The following is a 12,508-nucleotide window of genomic DNA, read 5'->3' on the forward strand; positions in this document are numbered from 1 at the left end:
TAGCGGTGCAGTATGCGGACCATCGAATCTATCACGCCCTCCGTTTGATCCGGAGTGCCTTCATCAGGGCGTAGAGGGTCGGGCGACTGACGCCGAGGATTTTCGACGCCTCCTGGATGTTGTTGTCGGTCAGGGCCAGGGTCCGGCTCAACATGCGGCGTTCCGCTTCCTCGCGCACCTGACGCAGGGTGGGGAGCACGTCGCGTGTCTCGCCCTGTTCCGGCAAGTCGAGATCCTCGGGGGTGATATAGCCTTGATCGGCTAGGACGAGGCCGCGCTTGATCCGGTTCTCCAGTTCGCGGACGTTGCCCGGCCAGGAATAGGAGGAGATGCGGGCCAAGGCGTCTCGGGTGAAGCCTTTCGGCGGTGCCTCGAAAGCGGCACTCAGTTTCTTGAGCAGATAAATGGCGATCAGCACCGCATCGCCGGGCCGTTCTCGTAACGGCGGAACGATGAGGCCCATCTCGTTGAGCCGGTAATAAAGATCCTCGCGGAATCCGCCCTCGCGCATCATTGTGACGAGGTCTTTGTTGGTTGCGGCGATGATCCGGACGTTGACGGAAAGCAATTTGCGCCCGCCGATCCGTTCGACCACTTTGTCCTGGAGAAAGCGCAGCAGCTTGGCCTGAAGGGGCAGCGGCATGTCGCCGATTTCGTCGAGAAATAAGGTACCGCCATCGGCCAGTTCGATCTTGCCGTGCACCCGGGCGACCGCTCCGGTGAAGGCCCCCTTCTCGTGGCCGAACAACTCGCTTTCCAGCAAGGTTTCGGGGATTGCCGCGCAATTGAGCGCGACAAACGGCTTGTCGTTCCGGGCGCTCCAACTGTGGATGGCGCGGGCGAGCACGTCCTTGCCGGTACCGCTCTCGCCGGTAATCAGGACGCCGACGTCGGAGCGGGCGACCCGCTGGGCGAGGTTCACCACCTTTAACATCTCGGGTGCGGCGGTGACGAGGCCGACGAATTCCTTGCCTCCCTGCAACCCGTCGCGCAGATGGGTGATCTCTTCCTCGAGTTGATAACTGTTCCAGGCCCGCTCAATGATCACTTTGATCACGTCGGGTTCGACTGGCTTGGAATAGAAATCGTAGGCACCGATGCTGATCGCTTCGAGGGCGTTCTTGCGCTCCTGGTTCCCGGTGGCAACGATCACTTTCGTGATGGGGTGCAGGGCGCGAATCTCGCGCAAGGTCGCCAGTCCCTCGCTGGCATTGTCGCGGTCGGGCGGCAAGCCGAGGTCAAGGATCACCAGCGGCGGTTCTTCGCGCCGGAACAGGGTGATCGCCGAGGCGCGGTCCTCGGCAAGCAGAAGATCGTAATCGGCCAATGTCCAGCGCAATTGCGTGCGTAGACCAGGGTCGTCCTCGACGATGAGGATCCTAGGCCTACGCGGAGAATCTTCGGCCATTCCGGTCCTCTTGATTGGGCGAAGCGGGAACCTCGCAGCACTTCAGGCGAATACGCATCGTTGTCCCGGCCCCGGGTCGGCTCTCGACGTCGAGACGCCCCCCCATGTCGTTCATCATCCGCAACGCCTGGAACGCGCCAATGCCGGAACCGTTGAGTTTTCTGGTTTCGAACGGACGGAATAAATGGTTGCGAACGAAATCCTGGCTCATGCCCGGTCCGTCATCGACGATCTCGATGATTCCGTCGCTGTGGCCGGGGCGGATGACGATCGACACCGAGCCATCCGGTCCGGCGGCGTCGATGGCATTCTGTACGAGGTGGTCCATCACCGAGGACAGCTTTTCGCGCCAAGCATCGACCAGGACCGGTTCGGCCGAATCGATCAGTTGGAGGCGGGGGTAGGACTTCCGCCAGCGCTCCACCACCTGCGCGGCGAACGAGCCGAGAAAGGTTGGCTGCAAGACGGGCTCGGGGCGTCGAGATCCTTCCTGCCCGAGTTGGGCCAGCATGCCACGCAACCGATCGACCGAGCTTGCCGCGGTCAGCAACATGTCGCTCTGGAACGCCGGGTCGTGGCCGAAGGAGTGGGAATTTTCCAGCATCAGAGACATCTGACTGACGACGTTCTTGATATCATGAACGACGAACGTGAAGCGGCGGTTGAACTCGGCCAGGCGTCGGGCATCGTTCAGCGCTCGCGATGCCCGCTCTTCGGCAAGGTAGCCAGCGGCCTGAGCGCCGACGGTCTTCAGCAGATCGAAATCTTCCCAGCCGAGGGCCGACGGGGCGGTGGGGGGATGACCGGCAACGATCAGCCCTTCCAACACCCTGTTATGGATCAGCGGCACGATGATCCATTGGTCGCGCTGGGTAGCGAACCAGGGGGGAAGGGGCAGTCCGTCATAAATCTCGGGATAGCGCAGGCATTCGTCGATATCGATGATCCAGCCGGTGCGGACGATGAAGCCCATCAGCGGATCGTCGGCCGGAATGACCGGCAGGTCGCCCTCAATGTTCCAGCGGACGACCGGAGTGAAGGCATCGATCGCATCCTGGTAACTCCACAAAACGCCCGAGCGGCACGCGACCGATTCCGCCACCGCCCGCAATGTCCGTTCGTGCAGGTTTTGGCTTTCGTCGGGGCCGGCCATCTTGCGGATGAAAGCCAACCAGACCTCGCGATAATCGTACTTCAGCCGGAAAAAATGCTTCGAGATGAACACCATCATCTGAGCGCGAAACGAAGCCGACTGAATGAGGATCATCAGCACGATTGTCGCGGTGGTGATGAAGGCAATTTCGAGAGTCAGTCCCCAATTGCCGGTCTGGTTGCGCAGCACCTCGCCCGCCACCGAGGTGCTGATCAGATAGAAGCCGCCGCCAACCAGAGCGGTTGAATGGAACACCGCGTACCGAGACATCTGAAAATTGCTGCCCCAACCGCGGACCAACAGGGTGGCGAAGGCGAGCGGCAGACCGAGCGTGAACAGGATGTATCCCCTGGCGATAACGAACAGGGACGGGACATTGCCGTAGGTCAGGCCGGAAACGCAGAACATCAGGTCAAATACCGCGAGCCCCCCAATCCCCAGCATCACCAGACGTTGGCCGCGAGTTGGCGCCGGCTTGGTGTTCCGCAGCAGGTTTTCCAGCATCAGCAGAATCAGAATATCGACCGCGACCTGCCAAAGATTGAACAAAATCAGGGTGGTTGTTGTGTCCGCGAACGACATCAAGACCCCGACCATCGCGGCCGGGATAATGGCGAGCGGAAATCCCAGCACGGGGGATATCTGTCGGGCGAGGTGTGACGGCAGCAACCGTTCGATCGGCACTTGGCTGGCGAAGAACAGAAGGAACGCCCAATTGCGTGCGGTTTCCAGCGGCAGGGCGAAGGCAAAATCGAGGTGTGTCGTCGTGCCGGTGGCAGAGACGGCGGTGCAGGCGCAGCCGAAGGCGAGAAAGAAGCGGCCGCGTCCCATCGAGGCGCTCAACGCGGCGGCGGCGGCAATGCACAAAAACAACGCCGCGCACAGGGCGTTGCCAAACAACTCGATCTTGTCGATCGGCAGGCCGATCGTAACGCTCCAGTCCATCGCCGCTCCCCTTCACGTCACAAAGTGGGCGGGGATCGACACGGCAAAAATTCGTCGCTCAATCGCTAATCGGCGGTTTAGGGGTGTCGGAGCCATGCTCCGATTTGGACCGTCCCGCAGACCCTGACCATTCTGGTTTCCTGATTTTGGCGGCAACGATCAAAACTCCCTGGGAAGGTGTTCGCTCCCTCCACCGAAGGCGACCGAGAAAGGGTACAATTCGCGATAAATTGCGAATATAGCCTTGATGGATTAGGCATGCGAAGGCATTCACCTCCTGCGCCGCTCTGTGTCAGAGTGTTTAAATCTTAAGTAGCGCTACATCATAAATTGTTACATTTTATAATCCGGCAGATACGTATTATCTGTCTCTGACTATAATGCGTGCGATATTTTACGTTTCACTAGAGCATGTTGTGTGGCGCTAGTGCTTGATAGCGAGACGCGATGCCGAGTTTCTTGAAGATGATTGTCATATGGACCTTGACCGTATTTGGCGACAGGCCGAGGCGCCGGGCAATCTCCTTGTTGGGAAGGCCCTTCAGCATCAATTGATGCACCTCTCGCTGTCGTTCGGTCAGGCCGACCTGGGCGTCGCCATCGATGACGGGGTCGCGCCGCGAAAGCGGTTGCCCCGCGTCGGAGGGGCCGAGCACATTCTCTACCGCCATTCGCACGGTCTGGGCCTGTTCGACGCGGGAGAAGAGCGCCACGGCGCCAAACACCTGATCCAGACTCTTGAGCGCGCGATTGGGGGAGTCGCCAAAGGCGATCACCGGAGGGGTGCCAGAGGCATCAAGACTATCGCGCAGTCGCTCCGGCTCGGCTTGAGCAAAGCTGAGGTCAAGCAGGACGAGATCGAACGATTCCTGCCGCAATGCCAACAATGCGGCCCCGGACGAATCCGCCTCGCGCACATATGGCGTCGGGGCGAAGGTCCGCAGCATCGCACGCAGCCCCATCCGAAAGAACGGGTGCGGATCGGCGATCAGCACCGTGTTGCCCTTGATTCGGATGCGTTGTTGTCCCGCCACCATTCTGTCTCCCCCTTGCGTTCGCAGACCCGATGAAGGGTGCGGAGCGCTCCCCAAGAGCGGTCCCCTCCGCATTCTTTTTGGCACACACACAAGTATAGTGCGGAGGCGCCGTTTTCTCAGCGGTAATTTCGTCTTAAGGTTTAAAAATGATGCTAAGTAGGCGTATATGTATAAGTTGAAATACATCTTTTCGGTAATAGCAAAAGGCGCCTGAGAGCGCCAGGCGCCTTCACGCGATCCCCAAGGGTCAACTCAGCCGACCTTCTTGGCGCGGTTGAACCGACCATAAGCACCGAGCCCGAGCAGGGCGGAGCCGAACAGGACGACGGCACCGGGAATCGGAACCGGCGACACCGCGGCGCTGACCTGCACGTTGCGGATGAGGGTGTTGTTGGCCGCCGTCACAACCAGATCGTACAGGGTGTTGGCGACCAGATTGGAAAAGCTGACGACCAGGGTGTTGTTGGGATTGGGGCTAGAAAGGATCGTGCCCGCGATGCCGTTCAGCAGAATCGTGTCGTAAATCAGCCCATTGGTGACACTGCCCGAGATGTTGTCGGTCAGGGTCACCACCAGATTGGACGTCTGCGCCAGCTTGAACTTCAGGTCGAAGCTCGTGGTGCTGCCGCCGGTGCTCTTCGTGACCGTCCCCTGCTTGGTGGAGGTGAAGATATCGGAGACATAACGGCCCGATATCGAACTCGCGTTGGGGCCGACGGTCCCTGCGAACTTCAGCAGGGTGGTCGAGTCGGGAAGCGTGTTCCCCTGGTTCAGGATGAGGACATCGCTAAAGCTTGCCGCCTTGGCCGAAGCCGACAAGCCGATCATCAGAACGATGGCGAGAACGCCGAGACCGCCGACGCGGGCAGCCCCTCGGGCGATATTGCGCTGACGGCGCCGACCGATGAAGCCGAGGCCGAGCAGCGACGAGCCGAACAAGAGCGCCGCACCGGGCAAAGGCACCGCCGACACTGTGCCGGAGAAGCTCGCCCCGTCCGCGCCGTTAAAGCCGGGACCGGCCGTCACGGTGTAATACAGGCTGTAGGTTCCCCCCAACAGGTTGGCGGCGGCCAAGGTGATGTCGCCGGTGCCGCTGGAGTTGCTCAGGCCGATGCTGGTGGTGCCCGACTTCAGGGATACGTTGGTGATCTGGAGTTCATTGGTGTTGAACTGGATCGCCACGCTGGTATTGGCGCTGAAGGGGAGGGTGAAAGTGTAGACGGCGTCAAATGTGTTGACCGCCCCCAGGTTGTAGGGCAGGGCGCCATCCACGGCCGGGAAACTCACCCCCAAATCGTCCACAAAGACGTTTGAGCTGGTCAGCAAATAAATGCCCGCAGAGGTGGACAGCGAGCCGTCGAAGGTCGATTGGAAGCCGTCGCCGCCAAGGCTTAACTCGGCGAAGTTAATCGTGACCGCCTGCGCGGTTCCGCTCAAGGCCGTTACCATCGCGACAACCAGCGCGGCGGCGGACAGCCTTAAGCAAGAAAACGGGTTTCTCATATGCCCCTCCATATTGTGACGTATCGTGGTTGAAAAATCCGCGGCGGGCGGAGTTTCGGTGTCCTCTCCCTCCCATCACACGCAAGTATGATGCCAGACGCCATCATTCCGGGATTTCCGCCCTTCCGCCTCATCGGGGAAACCCGTGATGTAAATATCCCTGACAAATTGCACCATTCGCGCCCTGAAAAATGTTCTACTGTCAGGGATCTTTACACCTTTGGGTGAGGGAGTGGCGGTGGGTGAAGCAAATCCGGCAGAAGGCGGTCTGTGGTCTGATTCTTGCTTAAAGGGAAGGTCGAGATCATTGCAATGGTCGCGTGTTATCGATGGAGGGGGCTCCGATGGGGACGGCCTATGAGACAGTGCGGCTGGTGGTATGCGATGACCCGAGCCAGACTCTTTCTCTTAAAGAGGCTCTCCGGGCATTCGGGATCGGCAACGTCCGGTCATGCAACGATGTCGCGACGATGATGCGCTTTCTCGACGATAGCCTGATCGACCTGCTGCTCTACGACGTCGATACGGCGGGTGACGCCCTGCTCGACGTGACGAGCGGAATTCGGCGCGACCGCCAGGGACGTAATCCCTTTGTGATTGTGATTGCCGCGATTGCCGACGCGACCCGTGACACGGTCAGCCGTCTGATTGATGTCGGCATCGACGATCTGCTGCGTAAGCCGGTGTCGCAGGACCGTCTGCTCGGCAGCATCGAGCGCTTTGTTCGGTCGCGCAAGCCGTTCGCCACCAGCATCGATTTCGTCGGGCCGAGCCGACGGTCGGCCGAGCGCGATGCCGCCGATCCATCCGGTCTGATCCAGGTCCCCAACACACTGCATTGCAAGGTTGCGCGACGGATGGACGATTCGGCGGTGCAGCGGCTGGTCGATGTGGCGAGCTTCGATTTGGAAGACCGTCAGGTCGAGGCCCATGCCCGTACCCTCGAACGGCTCTCGGGCGCGGCCCACGCCGCCTTCCAGGGACGGGGAAACGACGGGGCTTTCGGAGATCAGCTCAATCTTCTCGCGCACACCGCCAGCGGCTTTCGTGCCCGGATACCCGCCACCGCGTCGCCGCAATTGGGCGAGCTCGCCAACATCTTGGTGTCGCTGAGCGACCGTCTGGTGCGGTCGGGCGGCAGCACGTCGGGCGCAGCCACCGACGTCGAACTGCTCTCCAAGGTGTCGCAGGCGATCCGCCGGGCCGTTACCGTCGAGCGTTCGGCGGTTCAATTGATGCAAGACATTGTCGATACGGTCTCTGGACCGGGAGCGTTGTCCGACGACACTCGATGTCATCAGCCCGATGGCTCCGCCTCCAAGCCGATTTGACCCCCGATCTCGTATCTCCGCCCAATCCTCGTAACCTCGTAATCGATGGGATTTCCCACCATGACGAAGATCAGAGCGACGCAGCTTGCCGCCGCCTTCCTGCTGTTCTGCGTTCCTCTTGCGGCGTGCGACGATGCTGCGGATCGGGAAGCGAAGTATCTGCGGCGGGGCACCGACCTGTTCGCCCGGGGGGAGTTCGACAAGGCGCGGATCGAGTTCAAGAACGCGGCGCGGATCAAACCGACCGATCCCGACGTGCGCTATCGCCTGGGTCTGATCGACGAGGCCCAGGGCGATCTGCGCAACGCCTTTGCCGCTTTTGCCTCCGCCGAAAGTCAGGACGCGTCCTTTGGTCCGGCCCGTCTCAAGCTGGCGCAGTATTATATTGCCGCCGAGCAGTATGGCGAGGCGGAAACCCGCATCAACGATGTTCAGGCCAAGGATCCGGACAATGTCGAGGCGCACGCCTTGCGGGCAGCTCTTTTGCTTCGCTACAAAGAGTCCGAGCGCTGCGAAGCCGAAGCGCGCGCCGCTTTGGCCAAAGACCCAGGCAACATCACGGCCATCTCGGTTCTGACCGGTCTTTACGCCGCTCAAGGGGATGGGGCGAAGGCAGGGGCGATTCTGGAGGAGGGGATCGGTAGACATCCGAACGACCCCTCGTTGCAACAACTGAAAATTGCCTTGTTCCTGCGGCTCGACGAGTTTCCTAAAGTCGAGGAAGCCTATCGCACGCTGTTTCAGTTGCGGCCCGCTGAGGTCCGCTATCGGCTCGATCTCGTCGATCTCTATTTGAAGAAGGGGCAGATCGATGCGGCGGAGGGAGCCTTACGGAGCGGGATCACCGATCCCGAAGGCGATTGGCCTCTGAAGCAGCGGCTGGTCGTTTTTCTCAGCGAAAATCGCGGTCTCGATATCGCCGAGAAAGAGGTGCGCCAGTATCTCGCTCAGGCCCCGAAGAAGGACGAACTGTATTTCTGGTTGGCCGATCTCTATATCAAGCACGGAGCGATCGACCGAGGCGTCGATCTGTTGCAGCAGATCGTGGCGCGTAACGAGTTCCAGACCCCGGGTTTGACCGCGCGCGCGTCGCTCGCCCGGATCAGCTTTGCCCGCGGCGACCGTGCCCTGGCCGAACGTCTCGTCGCGGCCGTGCTCGACAAGGCGCCGACCAACCGCCAGGCCCTGCTGTTGCGGGCCGGGATGGCGTTCGACAAGGGGCAGTACCAGAGCGCGGTGTCGGATTTGCGCGCCATTTTGCGCGAGCAGGCCAAGGACAGGGACGCGCTGAACCTGCTGTCGGAAGCATTGCTGATGCAGGGGCGGATCGACCTGGCGATCGACACCCTGGCCCATCTGGTCGAGACCGCGCCGCTCGACCCGACGCCACGGGTCCGCCTCGCCCAACTCTACAACGTCAATGCCGATTCCGCTCGGGCCCTCGACATCCTGGGCCAAGTCACCCGGGCGCATCCGACCTTCGCCGTCGCCTGGGAAAGTCTGGCGCGGGTCAAACTGTCGCAGAAGGATATCGCTGGCGCCATCGCGGCGATCGACCGGCTTGAAGCGCTCGACGGCCAGCGGCTGACCGCCCAGTATCTGCGCGGCGAGGCTCTGGCCGCCCAAGACCGCCTCGACGATGCCATTCGCCAGTTCTCCGGCGTGGTGAGCGCCGATCCCGACACGCCGTTGGCGGAACATGCGTTGACCGCGCTGGTCGGGGTCTATGCCCGCCAGAACCGGCTGGAGGCCGCATCGCACTTCATCGATACGCTTCGGACCGAAAGCCCGTTCGTCGCCACCGTTCTGGGCGAGATTTACCTTCAGCGCGGTCTGCGCGACAAGGCGGCGACCGAGTTCGATCGGGCCCTGGCCCAGAATCCGGTGCGGGCCGAGCCCTATATCGACCGTGCCCGCCTCTATCTGCTTGATCGCAAGGTCGAGGCCGCGATCGAGATCGCCCGGCGCGGAACCGTGGCCGTGCCGTCCTCCGTGCCGTTGTCGATCTTGCTCGCCGATATCTACAGCGTCGAAGGGCGGCACCAGGAAGCTCTTGCGATTTACGAGGATCTTCTGGCGCGCAACCCCGGGCTTGACCTTGCCGCCAACAATGCGGCCGAACTGATCGCCGATTACAAGTCCAACGACCCGGCGGCGATGGAGCGGGCGCGCCAACTCGCCGAGCGGTTCCAGGGATCGTCCAATCCCATGCAGCTCGATACGCTGGCCTGGGTCTATTTCCGCAAAGGCGATCAGGGCAAGGCGCTGGTTCTGGCGAATCGGTTGATGAGTGCCGAAGCGCTGCCGCCGCAGGTTCATTACCACCTCGCGATGATCCTGCTCGGGGCCGATCGCAAGGCCGAGGCGAAGACTCATCTCAGCAAGGCTTTGGAGGGGAACGGCCCCTATCCCGGAATCGAAAATGCCAAACAGCTAATCAAGACTCTCTGAGCGGGGAAGAGATCCGGTGAACGTGAGAGAGCAGATAAGCGTGGATAGCCCTCCCGTCATCGCCACCTACCGGGGGGCGTCGTTTACCAGCGTGTCGATCGTCGTCATCACGGCGCTGGCCGACATCGTGCTGATGGCGGTGTTCTTCCACCTGTCGTACCAGCAGGCATCCGACTATCCGGGGATGCCTGCCAAGGTCTGGAAGCTCACCGACGCGGTTTTTGTCGTCAGCACGCTCTATTTGATGGTCGCGTCGGGGGGCTATAGCCGCCAGCAGATCGGCAACCCCGTGTCGCAGATCAGTCGTCTGTTGTTCAACAGCAGCGCCGTTGCCCTGCTGGAATGGATCGGCCTTTGGGCGGCCGACCTGACCGAGGATTTCTGGTGGCCGTTCGAGGCGCCGCTCAACACCGTGGCCTGGGGCATCTTGCTGATGTGCGGCATCCGGGTGGTGCTGTACAAGGTGCTGGTGGAGGGGGCGCGCCGGGGGATGATCGCCCGGACGGTGGCGATCATCGGGGCTGGCGAGCCCGGCAGCCGCCTGATTTCGGCATTGGAGCGGCGCAAGGAGCCCTGGGTTCACATTATCGGGGTGTTCGACGACCGGGTCGGCCGCGCGCCGGAACTGCCGTTTGCTCCCGGAATCCTGGGCACCGTCGATGACCTTGTCGCTTATTCCCGCCAGAACCGGGTCGATGAGATATTGATCGCGCTTCCCTGGGGGGCCGAGACCCGGCTTCTGGATATCCTCAGTCAGTTGCGGTCGATTCCGGCCAACATTCGGCTGGCTCCCGACGTGATCGGGCATCATTTCCTTGATCGCGGCTTCGGTCGTCTGGGCGGCGTTCCCGTGTTCGACGTCTATTCCAAGCCGATCAGCGGTTGGGGGGCGTTGTTGAAACGGGTCGAGGATCTGGTTTTCGGCAGCTTGGCCCTGGTGATCGCGTCTCCGCTGATGCTGCTGTGCGCGATCGCGATCAAGCTCGATAGTCGCGGACCGATTCTGTTTCGCCAGAATCGCTTCGGCTACAACAATAACCTGATCGGAATCTTCAAGTTCCGCTCGATGTATCACGAGGCCAGCGACGCCAACTGCGACACGCAAACCACCCGTCGCGATCCGCGGATTACCCGGGTCGGCGCGGTGTTGCGGCGGACCAGCCTCGACGAACTGCCGCAATTACTGAATGTTCTGAGCGGCGACATGTCGCTGGTCGGTCCCCGTCCGCACGCCACCAACACCAAAGCCGCCGGTCGCCTGTTCGAGGAGGTGGTGCGCGAATATGCGGCGCGGCATAAAGTCAAACCGGGCATCACCGGCTGGGCTCAGGTCCGGGGCTGGCGCGGAGAGACCGACACCGAAGAAAAGATATTGCGTCGGGTCGAATGCGACCTCTTCTACATGGAGAATTGGTCGATATTCTTCGATGTAGAGATATTGTTTAGGACAATTATGGTTGTTGCTGGAAAGAACGTATATTAGGCAACTCTTTTAAAGCGGGGGCGGATACGATCCGCGCCCCGTTCAATCCGATGGGCGAGAATCACCCCCGGGTGGCGATGACCTGGACGATCTTGTCCTTGAGGGCGGGGGCGAGTACCGGCTTGGCCAGAAAGGCATCAACGCCGATGTCTTCGGCGAGGGCCAGGGTAGCTTCGTCGGTGTGGGCGGTCAGCAGGATCACCGGAATCGCCGCATTGTCGGGATGGGCGCGCAACGACCGGACGAAGCCGAAACCGTCAAGCGGGCGCATCCGGACGTCGCAAATCACCAGATCGGGGCGTTCACGCTCGGTGACGTCGAGGCCAGAGGATCCGTCACGGGCCTCGACCACGCTGGCGATCCCGATCTGACCCAACATCTTGCGGATGATGGCGCGGACGAAATCCTGATCGTCGATGATCAGGACTTTCAATCGGTCGAGGGCGGCGGTCATCTCGGCATCCTCGCGGCCAGAAACGGGCGATCGCAAGAGCCTAGAGCCTTTTCCATTAAAATGGAATCGGCTCTAGGATTTTGCTCAAGCCACACCGGGCGATCAGGAATTGACCGCCCGCGCCGACACGTCGGCATTGCCACGCTGCGACGCCTGTCGCCCCGCCTCGAACGCGCGCTGGTTGACCTCGACCATCGCGGGCTTGCGCTCGCGGAAGCGGCCGACGATCTGTTCCTCCAACTCGGTGGCGGGGAAGGGCAGGTGGTCGGCGATCGCGCCCAGCATGATCGTGTTGACCAGACGCAGATTGCCAAGTTCGCGGGCGATGGTTCCGGCATCGACCTCGATCACCGGCACGCCAGCGGCGCGCATCTGCGCCACCGGGTCGGCCGGATATTTGTACAGCCCGGACGAAACGATCGGCGGGGCAAGCCGGATGGTGTTGACCATCGCGGTGCCGCCGGGGCGAAGATGGTCGGCCCAGCGCGAGCCTTCGGCCACCTCGAACGCCACCAGCAGATCGGCGGTGCCGGGGGTGATGACCGGCGACCACACCTTGCGGCCAAAGCGGACATGGCTGGTGACGACGCCGCCACGCTGAGCCATTCCGGCGATTTCGGATTTCTTGCAGTCGAATCCCTGGGCCATCGCCGCCTGAGCCAAAATCTCGGCGGCGGTCATCACGCCCTGGCCGCCGATGCCGCAGATCAGGATATTGGTGATCACGTCATTCATGCCTGAAG

Annotated in this window: 9 protein-coding genes; 3 read left to right on the top strand and 6 right to left on the bottom strand. The window is 61.5% G+C overall.

The window, feature by feature from the left end; all coding sequences use genetic code 11:
* Nucleotides 1-31: 31 nt before the first annotated feature.
* The 4 genes from prsR to BLW40_RS06495 form a co-directional block, all read right to left on the bottom strand.
* Nucleotides 32-1,408, bottom strand: coding sequence for a PEP-CTERM-box response regulator transcription factor (gene prsR, locus BLW40_RS06480; RefSeq protein ID WP_074766698.1), 1,377 nt, complete (start codon nucleotides 1,406-1,408; stop codon nucleotides 32-34).
* Nucleotides 1,386-3,506, bottom strand: a complete 2,121-nt coding sequence (gene prsK, locus BLW40_RS06485) for an XrtA/PEP-CTERM system histidine kinase PrsK (RefSeq protein WP_074766700.1) — start codon at nucleotides 3,504-3,506, stop codon at nucleotides 1,386-1,388. The genes prsR and prsK overlap by 23 nt, the downstream gene beginning before the upstream one ends.
* 404 nt (nucleotides 3,507-3,910) lie before the next feature.
* The gene (locus BLW40_RS06490) at nucleotides 3,911-4,543 is read right to left on the bottom strand and encodes a response regulator transcription factor (protein ID WP_074766702.1); all 633 of its coding nucleotides are present in this window, start codon (nucleotides 4,541-4,543) and stop codon (nucleotides 3,911-3,913) included.
* A 252-nt stretch (nucleotides 4,544-4,795) separates the two neighbouring features.
* A complete protein-coding gene (locus BLW40_RS06495) occupies nucleotides 4,796-6,046 on the bottom strand; it encodes a hypothetical protein (RefSeq protein WP_074766704.1) in 1,251 nt (416 codons plus the stop codon).
* A 344-nt stretch (nucleotides 6,047-6,390) separates the two neighbouring features.
* On the opposite strand from BLW40_RS06495, the gene BLW40_RS06500 reads away from it, so the two are divergent.
* Genes BLW40_RS06500 through BLW40_RS06510 form a run of 3 tightly spaced genes read left to right on the top strand, consistent with a single transcriptional unit; the run spans nucleotide 6,391 to nucleotide 11,311 of the window.
* The gene (locus tag BLW40_RS06500) at nucleotides 6,391-7,377 is read left to right on the top strand and encodes a response regulator (RefSeq protein ID WP_074766706.1); all 987 of its coding nucleotides are present in this window, start codon (nucleotides 6,391-6,393) and stop codon (nucleotides 7,375-7,377) included.
* A gap of 60 nt (nucleotides 7,378-7,437) precedes the next feature.
* Nucleotides 7,438-9,828: a tetratricopeptide repeat protein gene (locus tag BLW40_RS06505; RefSeq protein ID WP_074766708.1), complete on the top strand. Its 2,391-nt coding sequence runs from the start codon at nucleotides 7,438-7,440 to the stop codon at nucleotides 9,826-9,828.
* Nucleotides 9,829-9,868: 40 nt separating this feature from the next.
* Entirely contained in the window at nucleotides 9,869-11,311 is a 1,443-nt protein-coding gene (locus tag BLW40_RS06510; protein ID WP_139305521.1) for an undecaprenyl-phosphate glucose phosphotransferase, read from the top strand.
* Between the two features lie 61 nt (nucleotides 11,312-11,372).
* Here BLW40_RS06510 and BLW40_RS06515 read toward each other — a convergent pair whose 3' ends face one another.
* Both BLW40_RS06515 and BLW40_RS06520 read right to left on the bottom strand, forming a co-directional pair.
* Nucleotides 11,373-11,765: a response regulator gene (locus BLW40_RS06515; protein ID WP_074766712.1), complete on the bottom strand. Its 393-nt coding sequence runs from the start codon at nucleotides 11,763-11,765 to the stop codon at nucleotides 11,373-11,375.
* A 102-nt stretch (nucleotides 11,766-11,867) separates the two neighbouring features.
* Nucleotides 11,868-12,500, bottom strand: a complete 633-nt coding sequence (locus tag BLW40_RS06520; RefSeq protein ID WP_074766714.1) for an indolepyruvate oxidoreductase subunit beta — start codon at nucleotides 12,498-12,500, stop codon at nucleotides 11,868-11,870.
* Nucleotides 12,501-12,508: the final 8 nt, after the last annotated feature.

Source organism: Magnetospirillum fulvum (genome assembly GCF_900108475.1).
In the GTDB taxonomy this organism is placed as follows: domain Bacteria; phylum Pseudomonadota; class Alphaproteobacteria; order Rhodospirillales; family Magnetospirillaceae; genus Phaeospirillum; species Phaeospirillum fulvum_A.